Annotated in this window: 11 protein-coding genes; 3 read left to right on the top strand and 8 right to left on the bottom strand. The window is 69.9% G+C overall.

Features of this window, described 5'->3' with window-relative positions; genetic code table 11:
* Position 1 precedes the first annotated feature (1 nt).
* Positions 2-586: an alpha-ketoglutarate-dependent dioxygenase AlkB gene (locus tag AC6JA9_RS11330; RefSeq protein WP_223750329.1), complete on the bottom strand. Its 585-nt coding sequence runs from the start codon at positions 584-586 to the stop codon at positions 2-4.
* 213 nt (positions 587-799) lie between these two features.
* Here AC6JA9_RS11330 and AC6JA9_RS11325 point away from each other — a divergent pair, with 213 nt between their 5' ends.
* A complete protein-coding gene (locus AC6JA9_RS11325; RefSeq protein ID WP_497959663.1) occupies positions 800-2248 on the top strand; it encodes an FAD-binding protein in 1449 nt (482 codons plus the stop codon).
* A gap of 175 nt (positions 2249-2423) precedes the next feature.
* Entirely contained in the window at positions 2424-2867 is a 444-nt protein-coding gene (locus AC6JA9_RS11320; RefSeq protein WP_223750327.1) for a hypothetical protein, read from the top strand.
* A 6-nt stretch (positions 2868-2873) separates the two neighbouring features.
* Here the strand turns inward: AC6JA9_RS11320 and AC6JA9_RS11315 are convergent, their stop codons facing one another.
* From AC6JA9_RS11315 to AC6JA9_RS11305, 3 genes are all read right to left on the bottom strand, one after another.
* Positions 2874-3695, bottom strand: a complete 822-nt coding sequence (locus AC6JA9_RS11315) for a HEAT repeat domain-containing protein (RefSeq protein WP_408891264.1) — start codon at positions 3693-3695, stop codon at positions 2874-2876.
* A 72-nt stretch (positions 3696-3767) separates the two neighbouring features.
* Positions 3768-3923 carry a hypothetical protein gene (locus AC6JA9_RS11310; protein ID WP_497959662.1) on the bottom strand — a complete coding sequence of 52 codons (156 nt, stop codon included), beginning with the start codon at positions 3921-3923 and terminating at the stop codon, positions 3768-3770.
* Between the two features lie 29 nt (positions 3924-3952).
* Complete coding sequence (locus tag AC6JA9_RS11305; protein WP_483577357.1) at positions 3953-4138, bottom strand: hypothetical protein; 186 nt, start codon at positions 4136-4138, stop codon at positions 3953-3955.
* A 107-nt stretch (positions 4139-4245) separates the two neighbouring features.
* Between AC6JA9_RS11305 and AC6JA9_RS11300 the strand changes: the two genes are divergently transcribed.
* Entirely contained in the window at positions 4246-4701 is a 456-nt protein-coding gene (locus AC6JA9_RS11300) for a hypothetical protein (protein ID WP_141331995.1), read from the top strand.
* Between the two features lies 1 nt (position 4702).
* Here AC6JA9_RS11300 and AC6JA9_RS11295 read toward each other — a convergent pair whose 3' ends face one another.
* Genes AC6JA9_RS11295 through AC6JA9_RS11280 form a run of 4 tightly spaced genes read right to left on the bottom strand, consistent with a single transcriptional unit; the run spans position 4703 to position 20907 of the window.
* Positions 4703-5719: a fumarylacetoacetate hydrolase family protein gene (locus AC6JA9_RS11295; RefSeq protein ID WP_497959661.1), complete on the bottom strand. Its 1017-nt coding sequence runs from the start codon at positions 5717-5719 to the stop codon at positions 4703-4705.
* Between the two features lie 14 nt (positions 5720-5733).
* Positions 5734-10956, bottom strand: a complete 5223-nt coding sequence (locus AC6JA9_RS11290; protein ID WP_497959660.1) for a MupA/Atu3671 family FMN-dependent luciferase-like monooxygenase — start codon at positions 10954-10956, stop codon at positions 5734-5736.
* Entirely contained in the window at positions 10956-15023 is a 4068-nt protein-coding gene (locus tag AC6JA9_RS11285) for a type I polyketide synthase (protein ID WP_497959659.1), read from the bottom strand. The genes AC6JA9_RS11290 and AC6JA9_RS11285 overlap by 1 nt, the downstream gene beginning before the upstream one ends.
* Positions 15016-20907, bottom strand: a complete 5892-nt coding sequence (locus AC6JA9_RS11280) for a type I polyketide synthase (protein WP_497959658.1) — start codon at positions 20905-20907, stop codon at positions 15016-15018. The genes AC6JA9_RS11285 and AC6JA9_RS11280 overlap by 8 nt, the downstream gene beginning before the upstream one ends.
* Between the last annotated feature and the right edge of the window lie 14 nt (positions 20908-20921).

Here is a 20921-nt window from a genome sequence, read left to right as displayed (position 1 = left end):
CTCAAGCGCTGAAGGCGCGAATCGTCACCGAAATCCTCCGCCCGCGTGCCTGCGCGGAGGGAGGGACCTCGTGCGTGAAGGCCCGGTTCGTCGCCCACGGAATCACGATGACGCCCCCGTTCACCGCGGGGATGTCGATGAAGCCCTCCCCCTTCCAGGGCCGCATGCGGAACGCGCGCTGTTGCCCGAAGGAGAGCGTGACGATGGGGGTGCCCTCGATGCGCTGGACATCGCTGTCGCGATGCTTGCCGATGTAGTGGTCCTCCGCGCCTTCGTACCAGTTCAACAACAGGCCATTGAGGCGCGCGTCGAACTCGGAGCGCGCCCACTGCAGCCAGCGCTCCATCGACGGAGTGAGGGGCAGGGCGCGGTTGACGCGCCCCGTGTAGTGGTAGTCCGCGCCGTAGGCCTGCTGCCACCTGGGCGTGCGGACCCGGCGGCCATGAATCTGTATCTCATGGAACTCCACGGGATGGAGCGTCCAGAGGTCCTCGAAGGCCTCGTCCGAGGGCACGAGCTCGCGAGGCAACTGCCCCACCAGGACCTCATGACCCTCGCCCAGGGGAATGGAGCGCAGCTCTGCCATGGACTGAACATATGTCCAGTCCCCATGTCCGGGCAAGGTCACCGAGCGCCATGCACGCGCACCGATGCGGCGCACGAGTGCCCGCCCGCCATCGACGTGATGGTCGCACGGGACTGGCGCGGCGCATCCCATGCGATGGAGACCGCGAAGCGAGGGCAATTGTTGGGCAGGACAACGCCGGACTAGAAGTCTCCGACATCGAAGGAGGCGTGAATGTCGAGTCGAACGGTGTCCCGGAGGACGTTGCTCCAAGGTGCGTTGGTGGCGGTCGCGTTCAATCCCATGAGCCGCAGCTGGGCCTCCACGCCGGAGGCCGGCGCGGTCCCCCTGCCCCCTCTCGATGGCGAGCTGCTGCTGGACGAAGCGTCGCGGACCGCGGCCTCGGACGACTTCGGTCACATCCGGCACCACACGCCGTGGGCAGTGCTCGTGCCCGGCTCGGTGAAGGACATCGTGGCCATGGTCCGCTTCGCGCGCCGCCAGGGGCTGAAGATCGCCGCCGCGCGCGGCCTGGGTGAGAGCCACAGCACCTTCGGCCAGTCCCAGGTGCCAGCGGGCATCGTCGTCGACATGTCCGCGCTGGCCACCCTCCACGAGCTGGACCAGGACAGCGCCTGGGTGGATGCGGGCGTCCGGTGGCACGAGCTGCTCCAGGCCTCGCTCCCCAGCGGCAAGAGTCCCCCGGTGCTGACCGATTACATCGAGCTGAGCATCGGCGGGACGCTGTCGGCGGGAGGCATCGGCGGACAGGCGTTCCGCTGGGGTCTCCAGGTGGACAACGTCCTGGAGCTGGACGTCGTCACGGGCCGGGGCGAGCTCGTGCGGTGCTCACGCTGGCGCGAGCGGCCCCTGTTCGACGCCGCGCGCTCGGGCCTGGGCCAGTTCGGCATCATCGTGCGAGCCCGGGTTCGGCTCGTCGACGTGCAGCCCCGCGCCCGGACCTACCTCGCGCTGTACGACGACCTCCACCGCTTCCTCGAGGACCAGCGGCGGCTCATCGAGGACGGCCGCTTCGACTACGTCGAGGGCTCCGTCGTCTCCTCCAACGGAGGCCGGGCGTATCAGCTCGAGGTGGTGAAGTACTTCACCCCGGGCTCGGAGCCCCAGGACTCGCGGCTGCTCGCGGGCCTGCGCTTCCAACCGGGGACGCTCCAGGTGACGGACGGCAGCTACTTCGACTTCGCCAACCGGCTCGCGCCGCTGATCGAGCTGCTCAAGCAGCTCGGCGTCTGGGGTTTTCCCCACCCCTGGCTGGACATGTTCGTCCCCGCCCGGTGCGCCGAGGAGTTCGTCCAGGAGGTCCTCGCGCAGACCACCGACGCCGACATGGGACAAGGGCCCATCCTCCTCTACCCCTTCCGCGCCTCGGCGCTGACCACGCCCTTCCTGCGGACGCCCAACGACAGACACGTCTTCCTCTTCTCGCTGCTGCGCACCGCGATTCCCCCGACGCCCGAGAACGTCGCGGCCCTGGTGCAGAAGAACCGCGCCATCGTCGACCGGCTCACGGCCCTCGGCGGGAAGATCTACCCCGTGGATGCCGTGCCCTTGAGCCCCGCCGACTGGCGCCGCCACTTCCATCCCCACTGGGAGCGGTTCGTGCACGCGAAGCGACGCTACGACCCGGACCACGTCCTCACCCCGGGACAAGGCATCTTCTGAGCGAGGGTGGCGGAACGTCCAATGACTGTGTCCACGGAGACACAGTCACTCCTCCTGGATGACTGGCATTGATTGACGCCCGCGTGACGACGAGGCGAGAGTTTCGTCGTCACCCAGCAGCAACTCCCAGGAGAATCCAGACATGTCCTCTCGTTTGAGCGGGTGGTCCGTCGCCGTGCTCGCCGTGGTCCTCCATGTCGCGCCAGCCCAGGCCCAGCAGTGCGTTTCGGCGAACTCGACCGCGGGCACGTGGCTCACCGTGGTCGACAACTACGTAGGCTCGGCACAGGCCTCGGTCGCCTCCACGCTCACGGCGGTCGCCACTCCGAGCCCTCTCAACCTCCTGCAGGCCACCAGCGACCTCGCATCATTGACTGTCAATGCCACGGCCATGAACATCTTCTCCGGCTTCGACGCCGAGGTCATCGCCGAGGCCTTCAACGTCGACACCGAGGTCGCGGTCCAGTTGCAGACGCAGGGTGACATGCGAGGCGCCATCGTCCGGGTCCAGGCGGGCTTGCCGCTGGTGATTCCGACCGTCGCCGATATCAACGCCATGAACGACTCGCTCAGCGAGCTCACGGCCCTCCGGGCGAGCCTGCCGGCATTCTGTCCGTGACGCCCCTCAAGCCGGCTCCTGCCCGAACCGGGAGATGACCTCCTCGAGGGCGCTCCGGAAGTAGCCCTCCGCGGGGCCACCGACATCACGTAGGGCGAGCAGCAGCGGATGGAAGCTCGGGTCGCCCAGGGCCGCGGCGGCCTCGAGCGCATAGACCATCACCCTCTCGCCCCTCAGCGCGGCGCGCACGGGCTCAACCGCGCGAGCATCCTTGCGAGTCGCCAGTCCCACCAGCGCCTCCCCGACAATCTCCGGGTCCTCATCCCCGAGGCGCGCCACGAGCGCATCCCGCAGCTCCGGCGTGTCACGCGCCTCCATGAGCGTCCCCAGCCCGAACGTCGCCCAGTCCCGGACATCGCGGTCCTCGTCGGCCGACAGCCGGATGAGCACCTCCACCGCCTCCGGCGCATCCAGGACCGCCAATCCATGCGCCGCGCCATACCGCGCCTCGGCCGAGGGATGACCTGCCAGCGCGACGAGCACGGCCAGGGCGCGGGGCTCCACCAGGTGGCTCAAGGCAACCCCGGCGGAGAGGAGGACCTCGGGCTCCCGCTCCCGCCGGAGCAGGTCCACCAGCGCGTCCCCACGCTCCGTTTGGAAGACCGGGTTTCCAGCGCCGAGCTGGCCCAGGATGTCCACGCCGCGCCCCCGCGCCTTCGCGGAGGAGGACCCGAGCAGCCCAAGGGCCGCGTCCAGCACGTCACGCGTCCCCCGCGCATGCAGGGCCCGGATGGCCTCCCAGGCGCGCGCATCCTCTTCGTCCCCCTCCAGGGCAACCTGGATGAGCTCCTCGAGGCTCCTCGCTTCGCCATGCTCGGGATGATTCATGCGTGAAGTCCTCTCAGGACGACGGAGGGCGACCGTCGTGGCACCAGACCACGGCGCGGGCCTCCAGGCCAGCTACAGGTTCCTGGCGCTGCCCACGTTCACGTCCTGGATGTCTCCACCGTCCGCCAGATGGGCGCTCCGGATCCGGGTCCCCAGCCCATCCGCGAAGTACAGCCGACCAGCCGCGACATCGCTGGCAATCCCATGCACCGTCGTCTGGTTCGTCACCAGGGGAGTCCTGTTGTTGTAGTGACGACCTACGCCTTGCCATTCGGGACATCGAACCCGAGGGCGGACGGGCTGTTGATACCGCCTACCACCTGCGTGGGATGGCTGCCGTCCAGCCCGGCGCTCATCACCCGGCTGCCGTTGAAGTCGGACCCGTACAGCGTGCGGTTCGTCGAGTCGATGGCCAGACCGCTGGGGAAGCCTCCGTTCGCCACGTCGACCGGGTTTCCCCTATCATCCGCGACCCATGGCACCTCCTTCAGATGACGCTCCGATGGCTCCTGCCGCCAAGCCCTGGTTGACCCGGACGAGCGCCGCGGTCGTGTCGACGGTCCTCTTCATCGTCAGCTGCGCCCTGCCCGCCCTCGTCCTGTACAACACCGCGACGAAGCAAGAGGACACGATGTCGGGTGTAACGCTCCTGCTCACCGGCTGGTTGGGCGTGTTCGTGATGCAAGGGGGCTGGTTCGCGAACCCCTTGCTGGCCGTCACGCTCCTCCTGCTGTTGATGGGCCGGTATCGAGGGGCCTTCTGGACAGGCTTCCTCGCGGTGCTCGTCGGGCTCTCCTCCTTGTCCTGGTACTTCCACTCCATCCCCGCGGACGAGGGTGTCAGCCCGACCCGGCAACTCGAGCTGCTCTACCCCACGCTCGGCTTCTTCTTCTGGCTGGGGAGTCTGCTGGTGGGGCCTGTCAGTGCGTCCATCCTCGCGAAGCGGGAGGCCGAGCCGAAGGCCACCTCCCCCATCCCCGTGGTCGACGTGCGGCCCCACCCATGACTCACCCCACCTTCGCGCGAGCCTCGCGCACCGGCGCCTCCAGGGCCCGCGTCACGATGCGGTTCTCCTGGGTCCCCAGGTGGATGACCCCGTCCGGGCTCGAAATCGAGGCACGCAGGACGTCCCCCTCCTTCAGGTAGCCCGCCGTGTTGCCCTGCTTCAGGATGAGCTTCGCGAGCGTCTTGTCAGACAGGAAGACGCTGATGAACCTGCCCACCTGTCGCGCAAGCTTCGACAGGTTGCGCCCCGCCGCCACGCCGCCCGGCGTCCCTGTCAGCACCAGGTCCCCCGGGAACAGGTCCATCACCTCCGACAGCTCCGTGAGTGTCTCCTCCGGCGGGTAGAGCATCTCCGAGGTGCTCGCGTCCTGCCTCGGCTCGCCATTGACAGACAGCTGGAGTCGCAGGTCCATCAACCGCGCGCAATCCTCCGCGTCGAGCAGATAGACATACGGCCCCACCGGACAGAAGGTCCGGAAGCTCTTCGCCTTGTGCCACTGTCCCTCCGCGAGCTGGAGGTCCCTGGCGGAGATGTCATTGCCCATCACGATTCCGGCGACGAACTCGTGCAGCCCTCCCCGCTCCACCCGCACCGGCCCCGGAATCCTCCGGCCGATGACCAGCCCCAGCTCGATTTCGTAGTCGAGCATCCGGACCCGCTCCGGCTTGACGATGTCCTCCGTGCTCGAGGCCAGCGACGACGAGGCCTTGCGGAAGAACTGGTTGAAGTCCTTCGCGTCCGGGTCCTGCCCCACCTCCAGCATGTGGCTGCGGTAGTTCTGTCCCTGGCAGACCACGTTGCACGGCGACGTCACCGGCGCGAGCAGCTCGAGCTTCGCCAGCGCGAGCCCCTCCCCCACGCTCCCCGCCGCCGCCATCCCCCGCGCCCTCGCCGCCCCCTCCGCGAGGAACTCCGCCAGGGACTCGTACCGCCCCGGGATGGGGATGACCTGCTCCCGCCGCACCCATCCCCACCGGACCTCGCCTCCCATCCTGAACCGCGCGACATGAATTCCCATGACCCAAGGCTCCTTCAACGTGGCCCGGCGGCCACCGTGAGCGCATCCAGGAAGCAGGTCATCCGGTCCGCGACCTCGCGGACATGCGGCGCCTGCAGCATCGTGTAGTGATTGCCCGGCACCTGATGCAGCTGGGCCTGGAGCAACCGCTCCCCCCAGCTCTCCACCGGCGCGGGCAGCGTGTCCGACGAAGGCGCGGCCAGCTGCTCCGCCTGGAGGAAGAGCACCTTGCCGCGATAGGGCTCCGCCCGGTAGCGGGACAGGGCCCGCGCGTTGCGGGAGAAGACCCGGAAGCGCTGCTCCATCTCCGGCAGCTCCACCCCCGGAAGCGCGCCCAGGGCCTTGGCGTGCTCGACCAGGTAGCCCAGGCGCCCCGCCTCATCGAGCGCCTGGAGCTTCACCGCGTCGAGCTTCGCCGCCTCCGCGCCCCCCAGCAGGTCCGTGGCGAACCACGCCATGAGCGCGCCGGGCTCCTCCGCCCGCTGGTAGAGCTCCGGAGACCAGGTCTCCAACAACAGGAGCAGCTCCACCTGCTCGGACCGCGCCTCCAACTGCCGCGCCATCGCCTGCGCGACGATGCCGCCCGTGGACCAGCCCCCCAGGCGGTACGGCCCGCTCGGACGGACGCGGCGCACCTCCTCCAGGTACCGCGCCGCCATCTCCTCGATGGAGCCCGCGTCCTGGTCCGGCAGCGCCTGCAGCGCATAGAAGGGCTGCCGGGGCCCGAGCTGCCTCGCCAGCGGCGCGTAGCACAGCACGTCGCCGCCCGTCGGGTGCACGAAGAACAGGGGCGGCTTGTCGCCCGTCTCCTGGATGCGCACCAGCGGCTCCCGCGCGCGAGCACCGCCCTCCTGCTGGACGAGCAGGGCCGCGAGCTGACGGATGGTGTCCGCCTGGAACAGGAGGGAGACGGGGAGCTGACGCCCCCAGCGGGCGCGCAGCCGGGACATCAACCGGACCGCCAGCAGCGAGTGGCCGCCCAGCTGGAAGAAGCTGCTGGTGACGCCGATGGGGCGCAAATCGAACAGCTCCTCCCAGAGCGCCACCAGCTCCAGCTCCAGCGCGTCCCTGGGCGCGACGTACGCGGCCGACAGCTCCGGCGCCGGAGCCTCGGGCACCGGCAGGGCGCGGACATCCAGCTTCTGGTTCGGCGTCAACGGCAGCGCGTCCAGCCGGACGAAGTGGGAGGGAATCATCGCGGGCGGCAGCCTGTCCCTCAGGAAGCGCGACAGCGCCGAGGGGGTGACGGTCGTCGCGGCCACGACATAGGCCGTGAGCGCCACCTCGCCCGAGGCGTCGGCCCTCGCCACCACCACCGCTTGACGGACCTCCGGGTGCTGACGCAGCTCCGCCTCGATTTCCCCCGGCTCGATGCGTACTCCCCGCACCTTCACCTGGTGGTCCTCGCGGCCCAGGAACTCGATGCGCCCCTCGGGCAGACGACGGACCCGGTCTCCTGTCCGGTACATGCGCAAGCCGGACTCCCCCGCGAAGGGGTCCGGGATGAAGCGCTCCGCCGACAGCTCGGGGCGGTGGAGATAGCCCCGCGCCACCCCTTCGCCTCCGATGAACAGCTCTCCGGGCATGCCCACCGGCACGGGCGAAAGCCGCGCGTCCAGCACGTACATCCGCGTGTCCGCGATGGGCCCGCCGATGGTGACCCGGGACGCGTCCTCCACCCGCTCGAACGAGGACCAGATGGTCGTCTCGGTCGGCCCGTACATGTTGAGCACCTCGCCCTCCACCCTCGGGAGCACCTGGCGCGCCAGGACCGAGGGGAAGGCCTCGCCGCCCACCAGGAGCTTGCGGAGCGGACGCAGCGCCTCCGCGCCCCCTGGCTCCAGCAGCAACATCCGCAACATCGACGGCGTGCACTGGAAGTGGGTGACGCCGTGCGCGGCGATGAGCGAGGGGATGTCCTCGGGCGCTGACGGGGGCCGCGTGCAACGCTCCTTCAGGGCGTTCAACGTCTCGAGCCCCGCCAGCGTCGCGTCGACGTCCATCCCGAAGTCGATGAGACACGCGACCTCGTCCACGCCCAGCTCGCGCAGCCTGTCGATCAACGGCAGGCAGCTCTCCACGTTCCCGAACAGGCCCAGCTGGTTGAAGTACCGGTCGATGGCCTTCGCGAGCAGTTGGTCGACGTCCGCCTCCGAGAGCGCCTCCAGCTCGCCCCCATGTGGCAGGGGCCCGATGACCGAGCGCAGCAGCCCGATGGAGCTCTTCAGGTACTGGCGCAGCGGCGCGTTCACCTTCTGGCGGATGTCGTCGACGTCCTCGCCCATGAACGTGTGCAGCATGAGCGTGACGTGGCCCGGCCCCGGCCCGTGGCCCGCGGCCGCCCAGGCCTCCCGATAGATTCGGACCTTCTTCGCCAGCTCCGCCAGGTTCTGCCCCAGCAGGTGCGTGAGCACATGCGCGCCCGCCGCGCCCGCCGCACGGAACGTCTCCGGGTTGCCCGCCGCCGTCACCCAGACCTGGACGTCCGGCTGGACCGGCCGGGGAAGGGACTGGACCGGGACGTCCTGCCCCTGTCCGTTCCGGAACGACACCGCCTCGCCCCTCCAGAGCCTCCTGACGGTGGAGATCTGCTCGAAGAAGGAGGTGCGCGCATCGGCAAAGCGCTCGGGCGCGAGCACGAAGTCATTGGGGTGCCACCCCGAGGCGAACGAGAGGTCCACGCGTCCGTCGGAGAGGTTGTCCACGATGGACCACTCCTCCGCGACCCGGATGGGGCTGTGCAGCGGGAGCACGATGCTGCCCGCGCGCAGCCGGATGTTCCGGGTGGTCGCCGCGAGCGCCGCGCTGACGACGGAGGGATTCGGGTAGAGCCCGCCGAAGGCGTGGAAGTGCCGCTCGGGCGTCCAGACCGCCTTGAAGCCATGCGTGTCCGCGAACCGCGCACCCTCCAGGAGCAGCCGGTACTTGGCCTTCGTGTGCTCGCGCTCGTCGCTGGCGAAATAGAAGAGGCTGAACTCGAGCGGCCTGCTGGACGCGCCGGTCCCGGTCGATACTCCCTGCTCGCCGCGGAGGACCACCTGGAAGCCCCGGGTGAGCGAGTACAGGAGCTCCAGCACGGAGATGTCGAACGACATGCTCGTCGTGGCGAGCCACACGCCGCGCTCGTGAGCGCCCATGGCGTCATCCATCGCGTCGAAGAAGCGCACGACGTTGCGGTGACAGACCATGCAGCCCTTGGGACGCCCCGTGGAGCCCGAGGTGTAGAGCGTGTACGCGACATTCTCCGCCACCACCCCGCTCCTCGGAGGGTCCACGGGCTCGTCGCCGCCGGCCTGCAACGGCACCACCTTCGCGCCCGTCTCCGGCAGCCGCGTCGCGTGGCCCGCGTCGACCAGGACGACCTTCGCCTGGGAGTCGCCGAGCATGTACGCGAGCCTGTCGGCGGGATAGGTCGGGTCCATCGGCACGTAGGCGCCGCCGGCCTTCAGGATGCCGAGCATGCCCACCACCATGTCGGCGCTCCGGGGGACGCAGAGGCCCACCCGCGCCTCGGGGCCGATGCCGAGCGCCCGCAGACGGTGCGCCAGTCGATTGGCGCGCGCGTCCAGCTCGCGGTAGCTCAGCCGCTCGGCGCCGGCGACCAGGGCGATGGACTCCGGGGACGCGCGCACTCGCGCCTCGAACAGCTCGTGGAGGCACGACGCGGGGGTCCGCGCGGAGCGGGTGTCGTTCCAGGTGTCGAGCACCTGGCGGCGCTCCTCGGGGGTGAGCAGGGGCAGCTCCGACAAGCGCCGCTCGGGGTCCTCGACGAGCCCCTCCAGCAGCGTCTCCAGGTGCCCCACCATCCGGTGGATGCTCGCCGCGTCGAACAGGTCCGTGCGGTACTTCAGCACGCCGCCCAACGAAGCGTCCGTCTCCGTCAGCTCCAGCGAGAGGTCGAACTGGCCCTCTTGCTGCGGGATGTCGAAGGGGCGCAGCACCAGCCCCCCGGGCAGCGCGGGGTGGGCCTCGTCCCCCTGGTAGATGTCCTCCCGGGGCGTGGGCTGGAGCATGAACGCCACCTGGAAGATGGGTGAGCGGCCGGAGTCGCGCTCCGGGTTGAGCTTCTCCACGAGCAGGTGGAAGGGGAAGTCCTGGTGCGCGAGTGCGCCGACGACCGTCTGCCGCAGCTGCCCGAGCAGGGCCCGGAACGAAGGGTCCCCGGAGAGATTTCCCCGCAGGACCATCATGTTCATGAAGTTGCCCACGACCTTCGCGAACTGGGGCTGCGTCCTCCCCAGCGTGGGCGTTCCGACGAGCAGGTCCTCCTGCCCCGAGTAGCGGTGCAGCAGGCCCATGAAGGCGCCCAGGAGCAGCGTGTACAGCGTGACGCCCTCCTGCTCACAGAGCTCCCTCAATCGCCGGGGCAGCGTCCCCTTCAACGACACCGGGACCGACGCGCCCTCGTAGCCCTGCACCTGCGGCCGGGGACGCGCGATGGGCAGGTCCAGCGCCGGCAGCGCGCCGCCCAGCTGTCGGGACCAATAGTCCCAGAGCCGCTGCCCCGTGGCGCCCGCGAGCATCTCGGCCTGCCAGCGGACGTAGTCCACATAGGTCGCCTGCGGCGCGGGCAGCGTCGCGGGAGCGCCCGCCTTCTCCGCGGCGTAGAGGTGCCGCAGCAGCTCCTCTCCCAGCACCAGCAGCGACCATCCGTCGTAGACGATGTGGTGGATGGCGATGAGCAGCACGTGGTCGCGCGGGCCCCGCGTGAACAGCCGCACGCGCATCAGCGGGCCCCGCTCCAGGTCGAACGGGGCCTCGTACGCCTGCGTCACCCGCGCCCGCAGGGACTCGAGGTCGAGCTCCGGGACGGGGACCTGCTCGAACGGGACCTCGGCCTGCTCACGCACCCGCTGGACGGGCTGTCCCTGGTGCGTGGTGAAGGTCGTCCGCAGCGCGCCGTGTCGGTCCACGAGCCGCTGACAGGCGCGTCGCAGCGCGGCGACGTCCAGCTCGGAGACGATGCGAATCGACAGCGCCGTGTTGTAGGCGGCGCTGTCGGGTGCCACCTGGGAGACGAACCAGAGCGCCTGCTGTCCGTGGGAGAGCGGATGGACGGACTCACCGTCGGCCGCGAGCCGGCGCAGGTGCTCCACCAGCGTGGCCTTGTTCGTGGACAGCTTCGCCAGGTGCTCCGGCGACAGCGCGCCCTTGGGGGCCCGGTACTTCAGCCGCTCCCCCTCCACCCAGAGCGTGACGCCCTGCCGGGACAGCTCGGCGATGAGTTCGTCGGTCATCACAGCTCGCCTTCCTCCCAGTCCTGACTCGGGGCCGTCCGGCCCGCGCCGCTCCCGTCGAGCTGCTCGGCGAGGCGCTGCGACAGGTGCGCGATGCTCGCGCCCTGCAGCAGCTCATCGAGCTGCAGGCTCACGCCCGTCTCCGCGTGGATCTTGTGCTTCAGCTCGAGCGACAACAGCGAGTCCAGGCCCAGGGTGCTCAGGGGCTGCTCCGCGTCCAGCCGGACCACCGGCATCTTCAACAAGTTGGCCACCTGCTCCCGCAGATAGCTGTCGAGCAGCGGGCCTCGCTGGCCGGGCTCCGTGGAGAGCAGCGTCTTCGAGAAGGTGCTCGCGGCGGAGGCGGCGTCCTGGAGCGTCTGCGCCCCCGGAGGAGGCGGCAGCGCGTACGGCCCCTTCGTCACGGCGCTGTAGGCGGCATCGTAGGAGACACGCGCGCCCAGCCGCTCGAGGTTGATGCGACGAATCGTGTCCACGTCCATCGACTCGTCCTTGGTCACCGTGAACAGGAGGTAGGCGGCCAGCCGACGCTTGAGCAGCTCCCCCAGCATGTGGATGCCGTGCAGGTGCTTCTGCGTCACCTCGTCCAGGTCGCGGGTCACCCGCGTGAAGTTCTGCTCGAAGTCCGGGTCGTGGAGGAAGTTGGCGATCTCCTGGCTGGACTCGACCGCCTCGACGATGCGCAGGTGGTTGCGGGCGAGCAGCTCCGCCCACTCGGCCTGGGGCACGAAGAGGGTGGTGGACTCCGGGTGCTCGATGGCGCTCGCCATGTTGGACAGCGTCTCCGCCATCACCAGGTAGCCGCCGTTGCGCAGGCTCCGGCTGATGTTCGCGAAGAGGTCCGCCTTGTTCCGGATGTGGTGGATGACCTGGAACGCGATGACCAGGTCGTACGTGGACGGGAAGGCGTCGCGCGAGCTGTCCTGGTAGTGGAGCTTGATGCGCCCATCCAGCCCGAGCCCGCGGATGCGCTGCCGCCCCGCTTCAATCTGGTCGGGCGAGATGTTGCAGCCATGCAGCTCCAGGTGGGGATGCGCCTTGCCCAGGTCGATGAGGTCCGCGGCGTGACCACACCCGATGTCGAGCACGCGGGTGAAGGACGAGAAGTCGAGCCCCCGGTAGAGCGTCTTCGCCATCTCGAGGTTCGACTGGAGGGCGAGGTCGTAGAACTGCTTGTAGACCGCCTCCTTCGAGGGGTCGGCCTCCGGCCGGTACATGGCGATCCACGAGAAGCCGGGCACGGGCTCGCGCAGCGTCGCGAAGCGCAACGAGGGGAACTGCACCGCCGTGTTGACCTCCGCCAGTTGGACGATGGTCCGGTAGAAGGTCACCAGCACATCGGTGTTGGGGATGAGCGAGTCGACCCAGTAGCGCTCACGCTGGAAGGGATACGTCGGCAGCGCCACCCGTCGGCGCGCGTACCCCTTGTCCACCCCCGCCCAGTCCACCTCCACGCCCTTCACGTACAGCTTCGCCGCGCTCCCCAGCAGCATCTCCCAGTCACTGCTCCCGGGTCTCAGGCTCCCCACCCACTGCGCCTCTCCCTCCCCCAGGTACCTCTTCCCCACCCCCGTCAGCGTCGGCTTCGGCCCCACCTCCACGAAGACTCGGTATCCCCTCTCGTACAGCCCCTTCACTCCCTCCCAGTACTTCACCGGCTCCCTCAGGTGCCTCGCCCAGTACCCCGCCTCCCTCTCCTCCCCCTTCACTTCCTTCCCACTCACGTTCGACACCAACTCCAGCTTCGCCCTCTTCATCCCCACCTTCCCCGCCGCCCTCTCGAACCCCTCCTTCATCGGCTCCATCAGCTCCGAGTGGAACGCGTGCGTCGTCTTCAACACTCGGCACTCCTTCCCCCTCCCCTTCAGCCTCCCCTCCACCTCCTCCACCTCCTTCACTCGCCCCGCCAGCACCACCTCCCCGGGCCCGTTCACCGCCGCAATCAGCTTCCCTCCTCCTTCCCCCTTCACCTCCTCCTCGCTCGCCAACACCGCCACCATCTTCCCTTCACCCTCCAGCCCCTCCATCAACCTCCCTCTCTCCATCACCAGCTTCAGCCCCTCCTCCAGGCTGAACACCCCCGCCACGCACGCCGCCACGTACTCACCCAGGCTGTGCCCCATCACCGCCGCCGGCTTCACTCCCCACTCCCTCCACACCTCCGACAGCGCGTACTCCACGCTGAACAGCGCCGCCTGCGACACGCTGCTCCTCTCCAGCAGCGCCCCCTTCCCTCCGTACAACACCTCCACCAGCGACTCCCCCACCTCCCCCTTCACCACCTCCTCGCACCGCTTCATCACCCCGCGAAACGTCTCGCTCGTCTCGTACAGCTCCCTCCCCATCCCCTCGTGCTGCACTCCCTGCCCCGTGAAGAGCAGCACCACCTCCTCCGCCTTCCTCGCCTGTCCCTCCGCTCCCCTCTCCACCCCGCCACCGCTCGCGTACCTCGCAAGCTCCTCCCTCAACTCCTCTCCCGTCCTCCCCACCACCGCCACCCGGTGCGCGAAGCGTCCTCGCCCCGTGTTCGCCGTGAAGCACGCATCCCCCACCTCTTCTCCCAGCCCCTTCGCGTACCGCCCCGCAAGCTCCTTCAGCGCCTTCTCGCTCCTCGCTGACAGCGCCAGCACGTGCCTCGGCCTCTCCGCCCCTCCCTTCCTCTCCACCTCCGGCGCCTCTTCCAACACCACGTGCGCGTTCGTCCCGCTGGCGCCGAACGAGCTCACGCCGCCCACGCGCTTCCCGTCCCGCGCGGTCCACGGCGCGAGCTGGGTGGGAATCTCCACCGGGAGTTCGTTCCAGGGGATGTACGGGTTGCCGCGCTTGAAGTGCAGATGCGCGGGCACCTCGCCGTGCTTCAACGAGAGCACGAGCTTGATGAGCCCCGCGATGCCCGCCGCGTACTCGAGGTGACCGATGTTCGTCTTCACCGAGCCGACCTGGAGGGCCGCGGCGCCGTCTCGCTTCTCGCCGAACACCGCCCCCAGCGCGCGCAGCTCGATGGGGTCTCCCAGCGACGTGCCGGTGCCGTGCGCCTCCACGTAGCCCACCTGCTTCGGGTCCAGGCCCGCGTCCGCCAGCGCCTGACGAATGACCGCCTGCTGCGCGAGCCCGTTGGGCACCGTCAAGTCACTGCTGTGCCCATCCTGGTTCACCGCGGTGCCACGGATGACGGCCAGGACCTGGTCCCCATCCGCCCGCGCATCCGAGAGGCGCTTGAGCACGACCATGCCGCAGCCCTCGCCCCGGCCGTAGCCATCCGCCGCGGCGTCGAACGTCTTGCAGCGCCCATCCACGGCGAGCATGCGCGCCTTGCAGGTGGTGATGGTGCCCTGCGGCGTCAGGATGAGGTTCACGCCGCCCACGAGCGACAGCGAGCTCTCCCCCGAGCGCAGGCTCTGACACGCCAGATGGACCGCGACGAGTGACGAGGAACAGGCGGTGTCCACGCCGAGGCTCGGCCCCTGCAGGTCGAAGAAGTGGGACAGCCGCCCCGTGGCGAACGTGAGCAGGCTGCCCGTGAGGTAGCTCGCATCGATGCTCTCGGCGCCCTTGCCCTGGATGAGCTGGGTGTAGTCGCCGGTGGCGCCGCCGATGAACACCCCCGTCTTGCTGCCCGCGAGGCTCTGGGGCGCGATGCCCGCGTGCTCCAGCGCCTCCCAGGCCACCTCCAGCAGCAGCCGGTGCTGGGGGTCCATGTTCACCGCGGAGCGCGGAGGAATCCCGAAGAAGTACGGGTCGAACAGGTCCACGCCCTCCAGGAACGCGCCGTTGCGCGTGTACATCTTCCCGGGCTTGGAGGGGTCCGCGTCGTAGTACGCGTCGATGTCCCAGCGGCTCGGCGGCACCTCGCCCACCGCGTCCGTGCCCGCTCGCAACATCCGCCAGAAGGAGTCCGCGTCACTCACGCCGCCCGGGAACCGGCAGCCGATTCCGATGATGGCGATGGGCTCCGCCGTCTTCTTCTCCGGGACGCTCTCGCCCACCGAGCGAAGGAGCATCCTGGCGAGGTTCACCCGCTTCTCGGGGGAGAGACCACGCACCAACTTCTCCATGACGTCACTCATTTGAGCCCTCACCAGGGAAAGACTGTGCAAGTGATTGCAGCGCGGTCTCCGACAACCGCTCTGCTTCACTCAGCAGTTCGAAGATGGCTTCGTCCTTCAACAACGGGTCCACGTCGGCGACAGCGGCGCCGGCGAGCGCCACCTCGGGCCGAGCGGGAAGGAGCACCGCGAGCGCGGGGACCTCCTTCGCCAGGAAGTCGGTCAACTCCGCCACCGTCGGATAATCGAACGCGAGCGTGGACGGGAGCTTGTGGCGGAGGCTCCGCTCCAGGTGGTTCTTCAGCTCGACGGACATGAGCGAGTTCATGCCCATCTGGAAGAAGCCCTGCCCCGGCGCCAGGGAGGAGGGCTCGGCGCCCAGGACCCGCGAGGCCTCGCCGCGCACGAAGTCCTGCAACACGTTGCGGCGGCGTCCCAGGGGCGCCTCCTCCAGACGGCGAAGCAGCTCGGAGGTGACCGAGCCCTGCTCCAGGGGGGCCTTCGGGGCCGGCGCCCCCACGGAGATGTGCTCGAGCAGAGGGCGGTGTCGCCGTGCCTCCTGCAGCGGCTTGAAGCGGCTCCAGTCCACCGACGCCACGGTCCGCTGGGTGACGCCCGCGCCCACCAGGCGCTCCAGCAACGTGAGCGCCGCCTCGGTCGGCATCGCCTCCAGGCCCACCTGCGAGAAGAAGCGCTGAGCCTCCTCGGAGCCCGCCATCCCGCCTTCACTCCAGCGGCCCCAGTTGATGCACGTCGCCGCCAGTCCCTGGGACTTGCGGTGGTGCGCGAGGGCGTCGAGGAAGTGGTTCGCCGCCGCATACGCGGCCATCCCTTGAGAGCCCCACACGGAGGACGCCGAGGAGAACAGGACGAAGCAGTGGAGTGGGAGGTGACGGGTGAGTTCGTGGAGATTCCAGGCGCCCATCGCCTTGGGTTGGAAGACGGACGAGAGCACCTCCGGGCCCGTCTCCTTCAACGCGCGGTGCGCAGAGACACCCGCCGCGTGGAAGATGCCCACGAGCGGAATGGGGCCCTGTCCGCATGCATCGATGAGCGCGCGCAGCTGGTCCGGCTCACCGACGTCGCACCGCACGTAGCGAACCGATGCCCCTTGTGCCTGGAGTCCGCGCAGCGCCTGGACCTGCGACGTGAGCGGGCTGTCCGACGGGAGCGCTGCCCAATCGCTCGGGGCGGGGAGCTCGGTACGCCCCGACAGGAGCAGGTGCCGGACGCCGTGGGCCACCATTGACTTCGCGACCTGGAGCCCCAGTCCTCCCAGACCTCCGGTGATGAGGTAGGCCCCATCGCTCCTCCAGGGTGACTTGCCCGCGGGAGGAAGCTCGCCACGGACGAGTCGGGCCACGTGTCGCGTCTTCCCACGCAGGGCGAGCTGGTCCTCGCCGTCCGGCTCACACAGCTCCTCGCAGAGCGCGTCGACCTCTTGTGCGTCCGGAGAGGCGGAGAGGTCCACGAGCCCGCCCCACAGCTCGGGGTGCTCCAGCGCGAGCACCCGACCCGCGCCCCAGATGGGCGACTGCGTCACGGAGATGGGACCTCCGTCGCCGACGGACTGCGCGCCTCGCGTGACCCACCACAGCCGCGTGTTCGCGCCCACGCCTCCGCCCAGCCGCTGCACCAGCGTCAGCAGGCTTCCACAGCCGAGCCCCAGCGTCGTCGCGTCCGGCGCCATGCCGCCGAGGTCGAGGTTCCACAGGTGCACCACACCTAGGAAGGGGCCGCCGCCCTCCGTGGCCAGCGTCTCCAGCACCCGCTGCCAATCCGCGGGGTCCGTCGGGTCGACCCGCGCCGCATCGGCTCCGCGCGTCCGCTGCCCCTCGGCGGGGTTCGTCGACTCGACGCGCGCCGCATCGGCTGCGAGTCCCTGCGCACCGGGCTCCGCGTACAGCAGCGTGCAGCGCTCGCCCCGGGCTCGCAGGCGCGCGGCCAGCGCCTCTCCCGTTCCCGTGCGGTCACAGAGAATCAACCACCGGCCCGTAGCCTCACCCTTCCGCTGCGTCTCGGACTTCGACACGCGCGGCTTCTGGGGCCACGTCACCTCGTAGACCCACTCGCGTGAAGCGAGCGGCGCCAGCCCCTCCAGCTCGGAGTCCTCGGCGGGCGCCGCCCAGGCCCCCGCGTCCTCGAACGCGGTGAACGGGGTCAGCGACGCCAGCTTCGCGCGGTTCACCCTCGCCAGGTACGGCGCCCCCGCGTGCTCGTCCTTCTGGGCGACGAGCAACGCATAGCTCATCAACCCCTTGTCGAGCGCCTTGCCGAAGTTGCGCATGGCATCGAAGTTCCGCTTCACCAGGTCACTGAGCTTGAACCGCTCCGCCACGACCTCCAGGTGACGGTCGAACCCCGGGTCCTCGAGGAAGCACGCGGCCTCCCGGCTGATGTCCACGCCCTCCACCAGCCGGAAGCGGTGGCGCGCCAGCAACTCCGCCCACTCCTCCGCGTTGACGTTGTACGACGCGGTCTCCTCGACGTTGATGGCCGACACGCCATTGGCGACGAAGTCGGCGAGCAACAGGAAGCCTCCGTTGTGGAGGCTCCGGGAGAGGTTCGCGAACAGCGCCTTCTTGTCCGCGACGTGGGTCGCGACCTCGAACCCGAAGGCCACGTCGTAGCGGTCCGGGAAGGCCTCCTTCGCGCTGTCACGTGCGAAGACGCGGACACGCTCCTGGAGCCCACGCGCCCGCACCCGCTCACCGTCGATGGCCGCCTGCTCCGCGGAGATGGTGTAGCCATCCAGCCGCAGGTGCGGGAACTTCCGCGCCAGCGAGATGAGGTCCGAGGCGTACCCGCAGCCGAAGTCGAGCACCTTGCGCACCGAGGACCAACGGACGCCCCGGAACAACACGGAGCGGAGCCCACGCTGCCCCTCCAACAGCAACTCCGTGTGCTCCGGTCGCTCCGGGAGTCCGTAGACGCTCAGCAGCCACGAGAAGCCCGGCACCGGTCGACGCTGGATGCCGAAGGTCAGGTAGACCTCGTCGGGCGCGAGCACCCGCTCCCGCTCCACGGAGTCGTCGTAGAAGCGGGACGGCGTGCCGTCGGCGTGCTCGGACTTCACCGTGTCCGAGGGCACCGCCATCACCTCCGGACGGGAGTCGACGGGGCGCGCCACGTTCCGGAGCGCGGCGGGGCGCGGCTCCAGCCAGAAGCGGGAGCGCTGCCAGGGGTAGCCCGGCAGGGGCGTGCACTCACCCGGCTCCGGATACACCGCGCGCCAGTCGATGGGATGCCCCGCCGTGTGGAGCGCGCCGAGCGACTGCAACAGGACCTCCAGCTCCCCCTCGTCCCTGCGCAGCGAGGGCAGCACCAGCCCCTCCGTGCGCGACGCTCCGACGATGCGCTCGATGGACTGCGTCAGGATGGGATGAGGGCTCAGCTCGACGAAGACCTGGTGCGGGCTGGCGAGCAGCTGCTCGATGACCGGAGAGAACAGCACCGGCTCGCGCAGGTTGCGCTGCCAGTAGCGCGCATCCCAGTCCGTCCCGTCCGTCAGTCCTCCGGTGACCGTGGAGTACACGGGCAGGTTCGCCGCGCGGGGCTGGAGCCCCCCGAGCACCTCGCGCAGCTCCGGGAGCAGCGAATCCACCTGGGGCGAGTGGGAGGCGACATCCACCTTGATGGCCCGGCAGAAGACGTTGCGGGTCCGCAGCCGCTCCATGACCTCCTGCAAGGCCACCGAGTCTCCCGCCAGCACCGTCGTCGTCGGACCATTGCTCGCCGCGATGGACAGCCGGTCCTCGAAGCCCGCGAGCACGGCCCGCGACTGCTCGAGCGAGAGCCCCACGAGCGCCATGCCGCCCTGCCCCCGGACGCGGCGGAGCAGCGCGCTCCGGCGGCAGATGACCCGCGCGGCGTCCTCCAGGGTGAGCACGCCCGCCACGCAGGCCGCGGCCACCTCGCCCATGCTGTGGCCCACCACCGCGTCCGGCTGGATGCCCCAGGCGCGCCACTGCGCGGCGAGCGCCACCGAGATGGCGAACAGCATCGGCTGGATGACGCCGATGTCCTCCATCCACGAGGCGTCGTCCTGCTTCTCCAGCAACGCCAGCAGGGCGAGGTCCCCGTGCGTCCGCATGGCCCGCTCGCAGTCCTCCAGCGTGGCGCGGAACACCGGCGACACCCGGAGCAGCTCCCGCGCCATCGTGGGCCACTGGGAGCCCTGCCCCGAGAAGACGAACACCACCTTCGGCCGACGGGGCGAGGCCCGCCGATGGGAGACCGCCGGAACCGGCTCGCCCCGGAGGAAGGCCCCCAGGTGCTCCACCAGCTGCTCGCGCGTGCGCCCCACCACCGCGAGCCGGTGCTCATGGTGGCTGCGTCGCGCGCTCGCCGTGTAACAGATGTCCTCCAGTCTCCCCGGCGCCCCGGCCAGCCAGGTCTGGTACTCACGGGCGAGCTGCTGGAGCGCCTTCTCGTCGCGAGCGGACAGTGGCAGCAGGTGGGCGGGGCGCTCGGGCGACTCCGTCGGACGCGCGGACTCCCGCTCCGGCGCCTCTTCGACGAGCAGGTGCGCGTTGATGCCGCTCAGCCCGAAGGAGCTGACGCCCGCCACGCGCCTGCCGGACGCCTTGTCCCAGGGACGGAGGCGGGTGGGGATGGAGATGGGCACCTCGCTCCAGGGGATGGCGGTGGTGGGCCGCGCCAGATGGAGGTGGGGCGGAATCTCGCGGTGCTGGAGCATCAGCACCACCTTCATCAGTCCGGCGATTCCAGCCGCGGCCTCCAGGTGCCCGACGTTCGTCTTGATGGAGCCCAGGCCGAGGGGCCGTGAGGAGTCCCGCCCCGGGGCGAACACCTTCTGCAGCGCGCGCACCTCTATCGGGTCGCCAAGCGGTGTCCCCGTCCCGTGCGCCTCGACGTAGTCCACCTGCGCCGGCTCCACGCCCGCGTTGGCCAGCGCCCGGCGAATCACCGCCTCCTGCGCGGGACCGCTGGGCACCGTGAGGCCACCACTGGGACCGTCGTGATTGACCGCGCCGCCCCGGATGACGGCCAGCACCGGGTCCTTGTCCGCGAGCGCGTCGGAGAGCCGCTTGAGCACGACGACACCGCAGCCCTCGCCCCGCACGTAGCCGTCGGCCGCGGCGTCGAACGTCCTGCACCGCCCCGTCGGAGACTGGGAGCGGAGCCGCGACGAGACGATGTGCCCGTCCGGGGCCAGGATGACGCTCACGCCCCCCGCGATGGCCATGTTGCTCTCGCGAGCGCGCAGGCTCTGACAGGCCAGCTGCACCGTCACGAGCGAGGAGGAACAGGCGGTGTTCACCGCCATGCTCGGCCCCTGGGCGCCGAGGATGTACGAGATGCGCCCGGCCATGAAGCTGGAGTCGTTGCCGAACGCCAGATACGCATCCATCAGCGCCGGGTCCGCCTGCTGCGCCTGGAGCTGGGCGTAGTCGTTGAGCATCACCCCGACGAACACCCCGGTGAGGCTGTTCGCGATGCGCTCCTGCACCTGCCCCGCGTTGGCGAGCGCCTCCCACGTCACCTCCAGCATCAACCGCTGCTGGGGGTCCATGCTCGCCGCCTCGCGAGGCGCGATGCCGTAGAACCGGGCATCCAGCTCATCGAGCCGGACGCCCTTCAGGAAGCCACCCCAGCGCGTGTACATCTTCCCTTCCGCCGCGGGGTCCGGGTCGTAGTAGTCGTCGATGGCCCACCGGTCGGGAGGCACCTCGACGATGGCGTCACCGCCGCCACGCAGCAGCTCCCAGAGCGCCTCGGGGTGGTTCGCGCCGCCGGGGAAACGGCACCCCATGCCGATGATGGCGATGGGCTCGCGCTTCTCGCGCTCGCTCGCCTCCAGCCGCGCTTGCATCTTCTCCAGTGCGACCAGGGCGCGAGCCAGGCGTGCACTGTTCTCGTGCGGGTCCAAGGGGCTGCTCATCGTCGTGCCTCTCT

The organism is Myxococcus sp. MH1 (assembly GCF_059738865.1).
The sequence above is the reverse complement of the archived record's forward strand: the minus strand, read 5'-3'. Positions and strand labels throughout refer to the sequence as shown.